We start from the raw sequence: 14989 nt of genomic DNA on the forward strand, positions 1-14989 counted from the left end.
TTAGGGGAGAGCAAGTGTTATGCCAGAAGTCTGATTGGAGGTGTCAAAGACGACATGAATGGGGTGCAGCAGATGGCCTCTTCGCGCTCAGAACTCGCTGCCACAGGTACACATAGGCGCCTGTGGCAGCGGGCACTGCCCGCGAAGGGGGTAGACATCAAGCGTAGTAATCCACCGCGCTGGTACCGATCACCGAGGTGCTGTGGATAACGGACGAGGCATCGCTGACCGTGACGTCGCTGTCCACGCCATCGCTGCGCCCCAGACGCCCGCCGCTGCCGCCGGAAGTCTGTTGAGCCTGAGGCTGGCCGCTTTGCTGCTGTTGACGCGACTGGTCGGACACATTGACGTCCATCTGACCGAGCCCCTGTTGGGCGAACATCTCCTTGAGGCGCCCTTGCTGGTTTTCCAGTGCCTCGCGCACGCCCACGTGGGCGCTCATGAAGGTCACTTGGGTCTGCTGGTCACTGTTCATGGTGACCTTGATGTCCAGGCGCCCCAGCTCGGCCGGCGACAACTGAATGTCGGCGGACTTGAGATTCTGGCTCGACAGGTACATCACCCGGTTGACCACGCCTTCGGTCCAGCCCGACTGGTTCATGGCCAGAGGAGATGCCGGCGGTGTGGCGGGCGCGCTGCTCACCGACTTGCCGGTGGCCTGGGTCAAGGCACTCAGGCGATCGCCAAAGTTTGTGGCGCCGGTATCACCGATACCGCCCTTGATGCCCTTGACGCCCTCCTCGGTGGCGGCCGCGCCCAAGCCCTTGTCACCGCTGCCGGCTTTGCCTTCAGCGCCAGCCTGTTGCTGGATCAGCGTGGTCAGGCCGGCGGCGGCAGCATTGTCGTCAGCCTGCTGGGTGCCATTGGCTGCCTGGTTGTTATCGGCCGCGTGAGCGGAGGTCGTGCCCTGAGCCTTGGCATTCTGCTCCAGGGCCAGGCGCAAAGCCGGCATGTCGGCGAGGGGATCGGCGTTCGGATCGAAATCGTCGTCCGACTTGCTGGCGTCCTTGGCCGCATCTTTGGCCGCAGTGGTTTGCGGCGCGACCATCGCCAGCAGGTTCGGGTCCACGGCAGGGGTCGTTGCAGCAGGCGCAGCAGCGGTCGCCAGCGGATCAACCGCTGGCTTGAGCAACGTAGCAGGATCGACCGCAGGGTCCGTGGCTTTGACAAGGGCGTCATCCGCCTTGGCATCATCGCTGGCCGCCGCTTCATCGGCCTTGTCGCTCTTGGTCGCCTTGGCATCACCGGCCTTGGCCGTGGTGTCCTGATCCTGATCCTTGTCTTTGTCCTTGCTGGCGACCTTCTTGTCATTGCCTTTGGTGCTGTCGACCTTGTTGTTGTCTACCTTGGTGCTGTCCACCTTGTTGTCGTCAGCCGCTGGTTTGGCCTTGGCAGGCAGATCCTTGCCGCTATCGGCAACGATGGGCTTGGCCGGATCGGGCTGGCTGGCAAACGACGACTTGTTGGCGGCCGCATTGGCCAGCTTGTCGGAATAGGCCTGGGCAGCGTCAGCTTTTTGCGCATAGTCAGCCTGGCTCTGGCGTGAATACACCGAAGCAAAGCTGTCGGCGCCCGAGGGCGGAGCTTCCTGTGGCTTGCTGGACAGCAAGGCATTGGCGGCGGACGTCTGGTTGGTAGACGCAGTTTGCAGTAATGGATTTGAGGCAACAGGCATGGGAAGGTCTCCGCTGCGCGGCAATCAGTGGCACAGATAGCAGAGACAAAGCAAAAGCCGGGCCAATACGCCCGGCTCGGGCGATCAGGCGGAATATCGCTCGCGTTCACGCTCGTAGACGGGCTTCACTTCACCGAATTCATGGTCGATTTCGCGAATCAATTGCTGGATGTCGCCACCATTTGGCTGATTGGCGCATTGTTCGAGTCGGGAACATAACTGCGCCAGCACGAGCGCACCCATATTGCTGCTGCTGCCCTTGAAGCTGTGCGCCGCCTGGCTGATCGCCTGGGGGTCGGAGGCCGCCTGCAATGCCAGGAGGCGATGCTGGGAGTCACTGAGGAAGGTGTCAAGCAGCGCCGGGTATTCATCTTCCATGACCTCCTGCAGCGCGGACAGCACTTTCTCGTCGACATGGGGATTGGTTGCTGATTCGGTCATCACTTGTTCGCTCCTTGATCAAGCTGGGTATTGGGCATACCGCCAGCTGGAGAATCACCGGTTCAATTGCCGACCGGACGCTGCCAGGAAAATTCGACACATACACTGCGCCCGTCCTCAGCCCAGACTGCATGCTCGCTGAGCTGCCGGACCAGGCTCATCCCACGCCCGGACAGCCCCTGGGACGGTGTGGGACGTGCCAGTATCTCGGGTACATCGAAACCATTACCGCTGTCTTCGACGCGAATGGTCAGCCTACCACCGCCCTGCGCATCCGGCGATACCCGCAACTGCAGGCGGATGAAGCCTTCGGCCAATGCGTCGAGACGCTCGTTGCGCTGACGGTAATACTGGGCAAACCCCTGAGCGTCACGCTTGAGCGCCGAGTCCAGGCCCAGCACACCATGCTCCAGCGCATTGGAGTATAGCTCGGTCAACACGCTATAGAGAGCGCCACTCTGAACTCGCAGACCATGCACCTCTTGCAGCGACTGCAGCAAGTTGGGCAGCGGGTTGAAGCGACGCAAGGTTTCCCCACGATATTCAAAAGCGGCCGACCAGTCCAGCGGACTCGACTGGCCGCTGTCGGAAAAAATCACCGGGGTGTGCGGCAAGCTGGCCGTCTCGACCACGAAAATCTGCACCATGCTGACGTCGTCCCGTGATTCGCCACGGAACTCATCGAGCGCGCTCTGTATTTCCTCGAACAACCGATGCGGCCAGCGGTTGTTACTCAATACGGTATCGAGCCGCTCGGCTCCGAACAATTGGTCCTCGCCGTTGGCGGTGTCGATCACGCCATCGGACAGCAGGAACAATTGGTCGCCCTGACTGAGCGAGTGCACCTCGGTCTTGTCGTTGAAGCTCTGGCGCGATAGTACGCCCAGCGGCAGATGGCGCGATTGCAGCGCGATACGCTCGCCGCCCTGACAGAGAATGTAGCCGTCCGGCAGCCCGCCGTTCCAGACCTCCACCTGCAAGCGCTGGAAGCTGACATTGAGCATCGTGGCGCAGCAGAACATGTCCACCGGCAAGATGCGCTTGAGCTTGGCGTTCATCTCCCGCAGGATTTCCGCCAGGCCGTAGCCCTTGGCGGTCATGCCATAGAACACTTCGGCCACCGGCATGGCACCGACGGCCGCCGGCAGGCCATGGCCGGTAAAATCGCCGAGCAGCACGTGCATGTCGCCCGACGGGGTGAACGAGGCCAGCAGCAGGTCGCCGTTGAACAAGGCATAGGGCGACTGCATGTAACGAATGTTCAGCGAGCTGAGGCAACCGGAGTGGGCGATCTGATCGAACACCGCCTTGGCGACTCGCTGCTCGTTGAGCAGGTATTCATGGTGCTGGGAGATCTGGTTGCGCTGCTCCAGGACCGTGGCCTGCAGGCGTCGCAGGCGATCCATCGCGGTGATCTTGGCGGCCAGTATCACCTGGTTATAGGGCTTGGCCAGAAAATCGTCGCCGCCGGCTTCGAGGCAGGCTACCAGTGCCTGTTCTTCGGTCATGGACGTCAGGAAGATGATCGGTACCAGCTCTTCGCCGGCCATGGCCTTGATCCGCCGCGCCGCTTCGAAGCCATCCATCACCGGCATCATCGCGTCGAGCAGTACAAGTTGCGGACGCTGGGTTTCGAATACCCGCACCGCTTCTTCACCGTTCTCGGCCTGCACCACGTAATGGCCCTGCCGGCGGACGATAGAGGACAGCAACATGCGATCGGTCATGTTGTCGTCGGCGATCAACACCGTTAGCGGGTCGGGCTTGGGCAGGGTCAAGAGATGTTGAACAGCTTGTCGAAGTTGGAGATGCCGAGGATCTTGCGTACATCGGGAGTGCTGTGGATAACCTGCACCTGCGCGTGATCGCCACCCGCATGATCACGCAACAGCAACAGCATGCCCAAAGCGGAACTGTCGAGGTAGTTCGTATCCTTGAGATTGATGATGAACTTCGCCGGCTTGGGGTGAACCCTTTCATAAGCATCACGAAACGCCTGATGGGCGCCAAAGTCGAAGCGTCCCCTGATCTCGATGGTCAATGTTTTCCCATCTTCAGAAGGTTTGGCAGTTACATCGGTCATGGGATATTCCTTCAGGATTATTGCCAATACTGACAAAGGTTTAGCATCGCCACACGCCTCCAGCAACCCCGGCGGGCGGTAAAAAAATGTTTTTCTCGTCGCGGCCTCAGTATTGCTCGCGTTGCGGCAGGCGCTGCGCCAATTCATCGAGCAATCGCTGTTCGCGTCGATCCTCGAGCCGCCGCGCTTCTTCAGCATAGCGCAGCACCAGCTTGCGCAGGCCCTCGACGCGCGCATAGGCTTTTTGCCACACGACCCGGGCGCCGTTGAGGTTGCCTTGGTGCCACGCCAGGCTCTTGTGCTGCTGGGCCACGGCGGTCTCAAGCTGATTGAGGAAGCGCTGATAGTTCATCAGCCACTGCCCGGAGACGCCGCGGCTACCGTGGGTCATCCATTGCTGCTGATAGTCGCTGCGAAATTTTTCCAGCTCCGCGAGCTTGGCGTGAGACAGGTTGACCTGGCCCTGAAAATGCCCCATCCGCTGCGCCGCCTTTTTCTCGACGCTCTCGGCCATTTCCACCACGGGCGCCAGACGCGCCGCTCGACTCATCGCCATGGTCTATCAGCCTGGCGCCACAGGATTGAACACGGCCGCGAGGCGGTCGCTACTGTCCTGCAGGCTTTCGTTTTCCTGCAGACCCTGGCGCAGGTAGCGCACCAACGTGGGCTGCAGCGCGATCGCCAAGTCGGTCTCGCGATCACCGCCGGCCACGTAGGCGCCGACGCTGATCAAATCGCGGCTCTGTTGATAACGCGACCACAGCTGCTTGAACTGCTGAGCCTGGGTCATGTGCTGCGGGCTGACTACCGAGGGCATGACCCGACTGATCGAGGCCTCGATGTCGATGGCCGGGTAATGCCCCTCCTCGGCCAGGCGACGAGACAGCACGATATGGCCGTCGAGTACGCCACGCGCCGAGTCGGCGATGGGGTCCTGCTGATCGTCGCCCTCGGACAGTACGGTATAGAACGCCGTGATCGAGCCGCCCCCTGCCTCGGCGTTGCCAGCACGTTCCACCAGCTTGGGCAATTTGGCAAACACCGACGGTGGATAGCCCTTGGTCGCCGGCGGCTCGCCGATGGCCAGGGCGATTTCGCGCTGAGCCTGGGCAAAACGGGTCAAGGAGTCCATCAGCAACAAGACGTTCTTGCCCTTGTCGCGGAAATACTCGGCAATACGCGTGCAATACATGGCGGCCCGCAGGCGCATCAGCGGCGCATCGTCCGCTGGCGAAGCGACCACCACGGAGCGCTTGAGACCTTCGGGCCCTAGGCTGTGCTCGATGAACTCCTTGACCTCACGGCCACGCTCGCCGATCAGCCCGACCACGATGATGTCGGCCTCGGTAAAGCGCGTCATCATGCCGAGCAGCACACTCTTGCCCACCCCGGTACCGGCGAACAGCCCCAGGCGCTGGCCGCGACCGACGGTGAGCAAGCCGTTGATCGAGCGGATGCCCACGTCCAGCGGCTGGCTGATGGGGTCGCGCTTGAGCGGGTTGATGGTCGGGCCATCCATCGGCACCCAGTCTTCGGCCTTCATCCCGCCCTTGCCGTCGAGCGCGCGGCCGGCACCGTCAAGCACCCGCCCGAGCATGGTCATGCCCATGGGCAGGCGGCCGGTATCGGCCAATGGCACTACGCGGGCGCCCGGCGCGATGCCGGCGACGCTGCCCACCGGCATCAGAAACACCTTGCTGCCGGAAAAGCCCATGACCTCGGCCTCGACCTCGACGGCGTCGTAACTGACGTCGTTGATCACTCGACAACGGCTGCCCATGGCGGCCCGCAGGCCCTCGGCTTCAAGGGTCAGGCCGACCATGCGCAGCAGCCGTCCTTCGACGACTGGCTGGCGTGGCAGATCGATGGCCTGTGGATAACTCGACAGGCGCTTGACGAAGCTGGTGCGATTAAGATGCATCGCTCGGCTCCGGCGGTTTGTCTTTGGCCCTGGCCTTGGATCGGGTCGGCGGCTCGTCGTCGACGGGGTCGTCCAGCTCGACTTCAAGCTGCGCAAGATCGGCGGCCAACTCAGCGTCAGCGTCGGATTCCGCTCCGGGCTGCGCCACGCTCAGCTCGCTGTCGGGTTCGGGCGCGTGCCCCGGCTCGGGGTCAGCCACAGGCTCGGCGACGGGCGCCTGTCGAGCCTGGGCTGCGGCCGCCTTGACTTGCGCCTGGTGCTGCAAATGCTGGGCCTCCACTGCGCCAAGGTCGACATCGGTATCCGACTCGGCAGGGTGCATGCCCTGCTCGTGCAATTGCCCGAACATCATGGCGATGGCCTGGGTGATGCGCGTCTCGATAGCGGCGTCGATACGGCTGTGCTCGGTCTCGACGCGGCAGCCGCCGGGCAGCAGCGCCGGGTCTTCGAGGATCCGCCAGGTTTCTTCATGGCGCTCGCGCAGCGCCTTGACCTGCACGAAGTCCTGAGGATTGACGAAGATCCGCACATTGTTGGCCCCCATGGGCAGCAACTTCAGCGACTCTCGCAGTACTGTTTCGATCTGGCTGGAGTCGATAGTGAGTTCGCGCTGGATGACTTCGCGGGCAATGTGCCCGACCAGCTCCACCATGGACTTCTCGATCTGGGCGTCCTGCTCGGCGATTGGCAAGAACAGGTGCACCATGACTTGTTCGAGCGTGGCCAGTTTGGCCGCAAGGGCGACCTCGGCCTCTTGGCGAACCTTGATCTGGGTGCTGTGAAAACCCTCGCGTTCACCCACCGCGAAGCCCTCGTTGTAGGCCTCCTGGCGGATGCTTTCGAGTTCTTCGAGGGTCAGCGGCTGGACTTCATCGAGGGGGACTTCTTCGATCTCCTCGATCACCACGGGCTCAGGTTCTGGCTCGGGCAATTCGGGGTCAAAACTGGGCAGTGACCAGACATCGACCCCGCGCAGGTCTTCTGCGCGGATCAGTTCACTGGCGGTTTCATTGGTGGGGCGCGACATGCTTATATCCTGATGCTCGATTAGGGCCCGATGAAAGCGAAACCTGTGGGAGCGGACTTGCGCGTCCGGTGGCCAGGGCCGCAGGCCTTTTGAGCGCTTCGCCGCCGGACGCGCAAGCCCGCTTCCACAACGGTGGAGCCACCGATCAGATCATTTCCTCGCCGCCTTTGCCACCCAGCACGATCTCGCCGGCTTCGGCCATGCGGCGGGCGATGGTGAGGATTTCCTTCTGCGCGGTTTCGACGTCGCTGACGCGTACCGGGCCTTTGGCCTCGAGGTCGTCGCGCAGCAGTTCCGAGGCACGCTTGGACATGTTCTTGAAAATCTTTTCCTTGACCCCGTCGTCGGCACCCTTGAGCGCCACCACCAGTACGTCCGAAGACACCTCGCGCAGCAGCGCCTGGATGCCGCGGTCGTCGACGTCCTTGAGGTTGTTGAAGACGAACATCAGGTCTTCGATCTGACCGGACAGATCCTCGTCCACTTCGCGGATCGAATCCATGAGCTGGCCTTCGACCGAACTGTCGAGGAAGTTCATGATATCGGCCGCGCGCTTGATACCGCCCAGCGTGGTCCGGGACGTGGTCGAGTTGCCGGCGAACTGCTTCTCGAGGATCGTGTTGAGTTCTTTCAGGGCCGCAGGTTGCACAGTGTTGAGCGACGACACCCGCAGGATGATATCCAGACGCACCTTGTGGTCGAAGTGCCCGAGCACCTCGCCCGCCTGATCAGGGTCGAGATACGCGACCACGATGGCTTGAATCTGTGGGTGCTCGAAACGGATGACGTCAGCCACGGCACGCGGCTCCATCCACTTGAGGCTGTCCAGGCCGCTGGTGTTGCCACCCAGCAGGATGCGGTCGATCAGACCGTTGGCCTTGTCTTCGCCCAATGCCGAAGTGAGCATCTTGCGGATGTAGGTGTCCGAGCCGACGCCGAGGCTGGTCTGGTCGCCCACGCTGGCGACGAACTCGGTCATCACCTGCTCGACCTGTTCGCGGTGCACGTTGCGCATCTGCGCCATGGCCACGCCCACTCGTTGCACTTCCTTCGGGCCCATGTGCCGCAACACTTGGGCCGCGTCGGTTTCACCCAGCGAAAGGAGGAGAATGGCGGCCTTGTCGACCTTGGTCAGTTTGGGGGCAACTATGGCCTGATTGCTACTCATCGGCGTTAATCCACTCTTTCACGACCTGGGCCACACGGCCCGGATCTTCGGCCACCAGACTTTTGATTGCATTCAACTGCGCGTCATAACCTTCGCTAGGGCTTGGTAGCAAGATGCTCTGCGGCCCGCCAAGGCTGACGCGATCGTCGGCCACATCACCCATCATGCCACCCGCAAAGCCGCCACCGGCCATGCCGGCGCCCATCATCGCGCCGTCACCACCGGAGGCCGCCAGGCCCTTGCCGCCCTTGCCACCACCGGTGATGTTGTTGAGCACCGGGCGCAGTACGCCGAACACCAGCACCAGGATGAACAGCACACCCAGGGCCTGCTTGACCACATCCCAGAACCAGGGCTGCGAGTAGAACGGAATGCTCGGGATCACTTCACCGGTATCGGGTGCGAATGCCGAGTTAATCACCGTCACGCTGTCGCCACGGCTGGCATCGAAACCCACCGCGTCTTGCACCAGGCGTGTGAAGCGCGCCAGATCTTCGGCGCTCCACGGCGTGTGGGTGACTTCGCCATTGGCGGCGTTGACCTTGGCCTGATCGTCCACCACCACCGCCACCGACAGGCGCTGCAAGCGACCCTGCTGCTGACGGGTGTGGCTGATGGAACGGTCGAGCTCGAAGTTCTTGGTCGACTGCTGACGCTTGTCAGCCGGATACGGCGCGAGCATCGGCTGGCCTGTGGCCGGGTCCATGATCTGCTGGCCGTTGGCGTCCACCAGCGGTTGCCCAGGCTGAATCGCGGTGGCAGCGCCCGCCGCCCCGCCTGCCGTGGTTTGCGGAGCAGTCGCAGGGGCTGGCGGCTGGTTGCTCAAGGCACCCGGCACACCCGATGGGCCGCTGCTGCTGGAACGCTGCTCGGTGGTTGATTGCTCGCTGCGCAGTGCCGGTTGATCGGGATTGAACTGTTCGGAAGTCGATTCCACGGCGCTGAAGTCGACCATGGCCGAGACTTCCGCCTTGTAGCGATCGTTGCCCAATACCGGCGCCAGAATGCTCTGCACACGTTGAGTCAGCATGCCTTCCATACGCCGGGTATAGTCGAATTGCTTGCCAGCCATGGCCAACTCGGAGCTGCCGCCTTGGTCGGACAACAGGTTGCCCTTCTGATCGACCACGGTCACGCCGGACTTGTCCATTTCAGGGATGCTGGTAGCGACCAGATTGACGATCGCCATTACCTGACCAGGATCGAGGGTGCGGCCGCCGTACATCTCCACCAATACCGAGGCGGTCGGCTTGCGCTCGTCACGCACGAACACCGAGCTTTTCGGAATCGCCAGGTGCACGCGTGCGGCGCGGATGCCGTTGAGGCTGGAAATGGTGCGCGCCAATTCGCCTTCGAGGCCGCGACGGTAACGCGTCGCCTCCATGAACTGGCTGGTGCCCAGGCCCTGGTCCTTGTCGAGAATTTCGAAACCGACGTTGCCATCGCCCTGTACTACGCCGGCGGACGCCAGCGCCAGACGTGCTCGGGACAGGTCCTCGGCCTTGACCAGCAAGGCACCGGAGGTCGGCTCGATGTTGTAGCTGATATTGGCGGTAGCCAGGGTGTCCATCACCTGCTTGGTGTCCATACCCGCCAGACTGCCAACCAGCGGACGATAATCCGGCTGTTGCGACCACAGGACCACGGCAAAACCGATGGCCACACTGGCAGCCAGCCCGACCAACAGGCCGACCTGCCGGAGCACCGGCATCTTGGTGATGTTATCCAGGAAATTCAGGCCCGGCAGGGAACTCTTGCCCCCTGCGCCGCCTGCTTTTGCCGGTACGTTATCCACTGCTTCAGCCATGACTCAATTCGTCCTCAGACCGGCATCTGCATGATGTCTTGGTAAGCTTGGACCAGTTTATTGCGCACTTGCGTGAGCGCCTGGAAGGAAACCTGGGCTTTCTGCGACGAAATCATGACGTCGGTGATGTCCACACCGCTCTTGCCGATCTCGAAGGCGTTGGACAGCTGATTCGAAGCCTGCTGCGTTTCGTTGACCTTGCCCACGGCATTGCCGAGCAGATCGGCGAAGCTGCTGCCAGTGACTTCCGGCACAGCCGTCGCAGCCTTGGCCGACGAACCCATGGCTTCGGCCTGCATGGCACGCATGTCCATCATCAAACGGTTGAATTCAATACCTTGGCTCATGGACATCTCTCTTTGCCGGTCCGCAATTTTTTGACACTGGTACAGCGTCTGTCAGTAGAGGTAGCAACAAGGGTGCCAGCTCTCCAGAACAGCGATACAAATTCGATACGAATCGTTAGCTAGCGAACAAAAACGCCTCGACGTCCATGCCCGCGTCGCGCATCTGCGCCAGTTTGTAACGCAGGGTACGGGGGCTGATACCCAGGCGCTCGGCCGCCTCCTTGCGCCGTCCGCGTTCGGTGCGCAGGGTATCGATGATGACCTCGAATTCGCGCCGCCGCAGATCGTCACCCAGGCCGCTGAGGGCCTGAGGTTCATCTTCCGCCTTGCTTGTCGGGATTGAAACATTGGGAGCGCGCAACAAGGCAGGGGCCCCGACCGGCGGCAGGTGGACACTGCCGATAGGCCCCGCCAGGCAGAAGTCCTCGGCGCGGATGATGCCGCCCTGTTGCAGGATCAACGCACGTTGAATGGCGTTGTCCAGTTCGCGCACATTGCCGGGCCAGGCGTAACTGACCAGGCAGTCTTCAGCGTCCTCGCACAGCCGCACGGGCGCGTGCTTCATTTTATTGACGTGCTTGGCCAGCAGCCGCTCGGCCAGCGGCAGAATATCGGCGGTCCGCTCGCGCAAGGGCTTCCACGCCAAGGGGAAAACCGACAGACGATAGTAAAGGTCTTCGCGAAAACGCCCGGCCGCCACTTCCCCGGCCAGATCACGGTTGGTGGTGGCAATCACGCGGATGTCGAGGGTAATCGGCTTGCGCCCACCCACTCGTTCCACTTCCCGCTCTTGCAGCACCCGCAGCAGCTTGGCCTGCAGGCCCAGGGGCATTTCGGAAATCTCGTCGAGCAACAGGGTACCGCCGTCCGCTTGCTCGAATTTGCCCGCCTGGGCGGCAATGGCGCCCGTGAACGAACCTTTCTCGTGGCCGAACAAGGTGGCCTCGAGCATGTTATCGGGGATGGCTGCACAGTTGATCGCTACAAATGGCTGAGTGGCGCGCCCCGATTGTAGATGAATGTAGCGGGCCAGCACTTCCTTGCCGGTACCGGATTCGCCGGAAATCAACACGGTCGAATCGCTGCGGGCGACGCGTGCTGCCAGTTCGAGCAATTGTGCGCTGGCCGGCTCTTGCGCCACCGGACCGTCACCGTCGTTATTTTGCACGCTGCCCAAGGCGTGGCGCGCCACCAGATCGAGCAATGTGCGAGGCTCGAACGGCTTCACCAGATAATCCGCCGCCCCTTGGCGCATGGCGTCGACCGCACGCTCGACGGCGCCATGGGCCGTCATCAACAGTACCGGCAATTGCGGCTGCAAGGCACGCAGACGTGCCAACAGTTGATGGCCATCCATGCCGGGCATGTTGACGTCACTGATCACCAACCCGAACGCTTCGCGGGTCACCGCCTGCAAGGCGTCCTCCGCGCAGCTCACGGCGCGGTAGGCGCAGCCGCCCAGTTCGAGGGTATCGCCGAGGGCTTCGCGCAGGGCGCGGTCATCCTCGACCAGCAATACCTTGATTTCTCTCTGGCCTGTGGCTTGCATCGACCTTACTCCTGAGTGGCGAACAGCGGCAGCGTCACCATGGCGCGGGTGCCGCGGCCGGGACGCGAGCGCAGTTGCAACTCGCCTTGGTGCGCACGCGCCACGGCCTTGACGACTGCCAGCCCGAGGCCGGTGCCAGTCGTCTTGGTAGTAAAGAAGGGTTCGCCCAGACGCGCCAGGGTCTTTGCATCGATGCCGCTACCGCTGTCGGTGACGCACAGGCGCAAGGTATTGGCGCGTCGATACAGGTGCACCTTGATCCGCGCCTGGCCGCCACTGGCCTGCACCGCGTTTTCGATCAGGTTGAGCACGGTGCCGACCAGCGTATCGCGGTTGCACAGCAACTCGCCCTGCACAGTGTCGCACTGCCAACGTACTTGCTGGCCCTCGAGCTGAACATGAGCAGCCTCTTGCAACGCGTCGAACAGCGCATCCGGCGTCAAACGGTCGTTGAGCGGCAACTCGCCACGGGCGAACACCAACATGTCACGCACCTGGTGCTCGAGTTCGTGCAGGCGCTCCTTGAGTCGCCCGGCAAAGCGCTGCTGGGTCTCGGCCGGCAGGATCTGTTCGGTGAGGTGGCTGGCGTACAGCAGTGCCGCCGACAGCGGCGTGCGGATCTGGTGCGCGAGCGATGCGACCATGCGCCCCAGCGAGGACAGCCGCTCGTGGCGGGCCAGTTCGCCCTGCAGGCGGCGGGTTTCCGTCAGGTCGTTGAGCAGCACCAACTGACCCGGTTCGGCGTCCAGCGAACGGGTGGCGATCGACAGCCGCCGACCATCCTTGAGGGAGATCTCGTGACCGTCATCCTCGCGTGGCGAGAAGCAGCGACTGATCACATTGCGCCACAATTCGCCCTCCAGGGGCTCCCCAAGCAAGTCGGCCGCCGCCGGATTGGCCTCGCGTACCTGGCCGTGGGAATCGATGACGATCACGCCCCCCGGCAGCAGGTTAAGCAGACTCTGCAAGCGGTTGGCGATGACTTCTTTCTCCGCCAGTTCGGCCATGCGCTGAGCACTCACCACCGCCAGCTCGCCCTTGAGTTCAGCGACCCGGGTTTCGAGCAGGCTGTAGGACTCGCTGAGCTGGCTGGACACCTGGTTGAACAGCGCAAACGCCTGCTCCAGGCTCGGCCGTTCGGCAGCCTGCGGGTCAGAAATGGCGGTGGCTGTGAAGCCAGCTGGCGGGGTCGAAGACATGGGGGCGGCCTGGGACATCTTGCTCTCTCATGTGGGCTCACCGTCAAAAACGGTATCGTCCTTGAGACATAGCAATAGCCGTGCCGGAACATTTGGACTGTGACAGGGTTCGCAAACTGCTTTGCATCAAACAGCTTACAAAGCAGAAATTCCCAATGAAATCAGGTGCTTGTAGGGGCGCCAGAAAGACGTTGGAGAGGGGCAATAAAACCTTGCATGACCACCGGTCCGCTATCGCTACCGGTGGTCTGCAAGTCTGGCGTCAATCCTCCGACTGATCGTCGCCTTCACCGTTACCGCGACTCATGCCGTATTTGCGCATTTTTTCCACCAATGTGGTACGGCGGATACGCAAGCGTTCGGCAGCCCGGGCAACGATGCCATTGGCGTCGTCCAGCGCTTGCTGGATCAGACCTTGCTCGAGGCCACCGAGGTAGTCCTTGAGGTCCAGGCCTTCAGGCGGCAGCATGGCGCTGGAGGCGAAGTCCGGGGTGTGACCGTTGATGGCCACGCGTTCTTCGAGGTCGCTGCGCAGGCTGTCGACGAGTTGCTCGTCTTCGTCGTCGACGTAGCGGAATTTCTTCGGCAACTCGGCAACGCCGATCACACCATAGGGATGCATGATCGCCATGCGTTCCACCAGGTTGGCCAGTTCCCGGACATTGCCCGGCCAGCCATGACGGCACAGCGACATGATCGCCGCGGAGTTGAAGCGAATCGAACCGCGCTTTTCGTGTTCCATGCGCGAAATCAGTTCGTTCATCAGCAACGGGATGTCCTCGACGCGCTCGCGCAGCGGGGCCATCTCGATGGGGAATACGTTGAGTCGGTAATACAGGTCTTCGCGGAAGGTCCCGACCTCGATCATGCTCTCGAGGTTCTTGTGGGTCGCGGCAATGATCCGTACATCGATGCTCTGGGTCTTGTTGCTGCCTACACGCTCGAAGGTACGCTCCTGCAGTACACGCAGCAGCTTGACCTGCATCGGCAGCGGCATATCGCCAATTTCGTCGAGGAACAGCGTCCCGCCGTTGGCCAGCTCGAACCGCCCGGCGCGGCTAGTGATGGCGCCGGTGAATGCGCCCTTCTCGTGGCCGAACAGTTCGCTCTCGAGCAGCTCTGCCGGGATCGCCCCGCAGTTGACCGGCACGAATGGCGCATCGCGGCGCTTGGAATGGTAGTGCAAGTTGCGCGCGACCACTTCCTTGCCGGTGCCGGACTCGCCGAGGATCAGCACGCTGGCGTCGGTATCGGCCACTTGCTGCATCATCTGCCGTACATGCTGGATGGCACGGCTGGTGCCGACCAGGCTGCGGAACAGATTGGGCTCGCGCTGACGTCCACGCTCACGGGCCTGGTCGTACATCTCGCGATAGACCTGGGCGCGGTGCAGGGAGTCCAGCAGCTTGCTGTAGCTGGGCGGCATTTCAAGGCTGGAGAGGACGCGGCGACGCTGGTCGTCAGGCAATTCGGCCGGCGAGACATCCGACAGCAGGAGCACCGGGAGGAATTCATCCCACGTGCCCAAGGTCTTGACCAGGGCCTGCAAGCCGCCCGGAGCGGTCACCGCGCCGATCAGTACGCACAGGACCTCACGACTGGAGCCCAGCCCTTCGACCGAATGCTGCCAATCCTGACTGGAGCAGGACAGGTTGTCTTCGCCGAGGAAATTAAGAATGACCGCGAGGTCGCGCCGACGGACGTTATCGTCATCGATCAGCAGGATTTTGGTTTCACGCCACATGCAATAGCAACTTCCCTAGTCAACTCGA

The 14989-nt window shown here is 62.3% G+C and carries 12 protein-coding genes and 1 pseudogene; all 13 read right to left on the reverse strand.

The annotated features are described in order from the left end of the window. Positions 1-157 precede the first annotated feature (157 nt). Complete coding sequence (locus REH34_RS05955; protein WP_311971082.1) at positions 158-1675, reverse strand: flagellar hook-length control protein FliK; 1518 nt, start codon at positions 1673-1675, stop codon at positions 158-160. An 84-nt stretch (positions 1676-1759) separates the two neighbouring features. Continuing rightward, a complete protein-coding gene (locus REH34_RS05960; RefSeq protein ID WP_311971083.1) occupies positions 1760-2116 on the reverse strand; it encodes an Hpt domain-containing protein in 357 nt (118 codons plus the stop codon). Positions 2117-2178: 62 nt separating this feature from the next. Beyond that, positions 2179-3888 carry a fused response regulator/phosphatase gene (locus REH34_RS05965; RefSeq protein WP_226505973.1) on the reverse strand — a complete coding sequence of 570 codons (1710 nt, stop codon included), beginning with the start codon at positions 3886-3888 and terminating at the stop codon, positions 2179-2181. 2 nt (positions 3889-3890) lie between these two features. Then, entirely contained in the window at positions 3891-4199 is a 309-nt protein-coding gene (locus REH34_RS05970; protein ID WP_226505742.1) for an STAS domain-containing protein, read from the reverse strand. Between the two features lie 106 nt (positions 4200-4305). Further along, complete coding sequence (fliJ, locus tag REH34_RS05975) at positions 4306-4755, reverse strand: flagellar export protein FliJ (protein ID WP_226505743.1); 450 nt, start codon at positions 4753-4755, stop codon at positions 4306-4308. 6 nt (positions 4756-4761) lie between these two features. Next, positions 4762-6120, reverse strand: a complete 1359-nt coding sequence (gene fliI / locus REH34_RS05980; protein WP_226505744.1) for a flagellar protein export ATPase FliI — start codon at positions 6118-6120, stop codon at positions 4762-4764. 286 nt (positions 6121-6406) lie between these two features. After that, positions 6407-7147, reverse strand: a pseudogene (gene fliH / locus REH34_RS05985) (flagellar assembly protein FliH); the annotation flags it as partial. A 145-nt stretch (positions 7148-7292) separates the two neighbouring features. Then, positions 7293-8315: a flagellar motor switch protein FliG gene (gene fliG / locus REH34_RS05990; protein WP_226505745.1), complete on the reverse strand. Its 1023-nt coding sequence runs from the start codon at positions 8313-8315 to the stop codon at positions 7293-7295. Continuing rightward, entirely contained in the window at positions 8308-10122 is a 1815-nt protein-coding gene (fliF, locus tag REH34_RS05995) for a flagellar basal-body MS-ring/collar protein FliF (protein WP_226505746.1), read from the reverse strand. The genes fliG and fliF overlap by 8 nt, the downstream gene beginning before the upstream one ends. A 14-nt stretch (positions 10123-10136) precedes the next feature. Next, the gene (gene fliE / locus REH34_RS06000) at positions 10137-10469 is read right to left on the reverse strand and encodes a flagellar hook-basal body complex protein FliE (protein WP_311971084.1); all 333 of its coding nucleotides are present in this window, start codon (positions 10467-10469) and stop codon (positions 10137-10139) included. Between the two features lie 115 nt (positions 10470-10584). Beyond that, on the reverse strand, positions 10585-12018 hold the full coding sequence (locus tag REH34_RS06005) for a sigma-54 dependent transcriptional regulator (protein WP_311971085.1): 1434 nt from the start codon (positions 12016-12018) through the stop codon (positions 10585-10587). Positions 12019-12023: 5 nt separating this feature from the next. Further along, on the reverse strand, positions 12024-13235 hold the full coding sequence (locus REH34_RS06010; RefSeq protein WP_311971086.1) for an ATP-binding protein: 1212 nt from the start codon (positions 13233-13235) through the stop codon (positions 12024-12026). Between the two features lie 244 nt (positions 13236-13479). Further along, on the reverse strand, positions 13480-14961 hold the full coding sequence (locus REH34_RS06015; protein WP_226505750.1) for a sigma-54 dependent transcriptional regulator: 1482 nt from the start codon (positions 14959-14961) through the stop codon (positions 13480-13482). Between the last annotated feature and the right edge of the window lie 28 nt (positions 14962-14989).

This window comes from Pseudomonas baltica (assembly GCF_031880315.1).
In the GTDB taxonomy this organism is placed as follows: Bacteria; Pseudomonadota; Gammaproteobacteria; order Pseudomonadales; family Pseudomonadaceae; genus Aquipseudomonas.

Bases quoted from the DNA above. Each gene is read 5' to 3' on its own strand.
- REH34_RS05955 (WP_311971082.1), bottom strand. From the start codon at position 1,675: ATGCCTGTTGCCTCAAATCCATTACTGCAAACTGCGTCTACCAACCAG.
- REH34_RS05960 (WP_311971083.1), bottom strand. From the start codon at position 2,116: ATGACCGAATCAGCAACCAATCCCCATGTCGACGAGAAAGTGCTGTCC.
- REH34_RS05970 (WP_226505742.1), bottom strand. From the start codon at position 4,199: ATGACCGATGTAACTGCCAAACCTTCTGAAGATGGGAAAACATTGACC.
- fliJ (WP_226505743.1), bottom strand. From the start codon at position 4,755: ATGGCGATGAGTCGAGCGGCGCGTCTGGCGCCCGTGGTGGAAATGGCC.
- fliI (WP_226505744.1), bottom strand. From the start codon at position 6,120: ATGCATCTTAATCGCACCAGCTTCGTCAAGCGCCTGTCGAGTTATCCA.
- fliG (WP_226505745.1), bottom strand. From the start codon at position 8,315: ATGAGTAGCAATCAGGCCATAGTTGCCCCCAAACTGACCAAGGTCGAC.
- fliF (WP_226505746.1), bottom strand. From the start codon at position 10,122: ATGGCTGAAGCAGTGGATAACGTACCGGCAAAAGCAGGCGGCGCAGGG.
- fliE (WP_311971084.1), bottom strand. From the start codon at position 10,469: ATGAGCCAAGGTATTGAATTCAACCGTTTGATGATGGACATGCGTGCC.
- REH34_RS06005 (WP_311971085.1), bottom strand. From the start codon at position 12,018: ATGCAAGCCACAGGCCAGAGAGAAATCAAGGTATTGCTGGTCGAGGAT.
- REH34_RS06010 (WP_311971086.1), bottom strand. From the start codon at position 13,235: ATGTCCCAGGCCGCCCCCATGTCTTCGACCCCGCCAGCTGGCTTCACA.
- REH34_RS06015 (WP_226505750.1), bottom strand. From the start codon at position 14,961: ATGTGGCGTGAAACCAAAATCCTGCTGATCGATGACGATAACGTCCGT.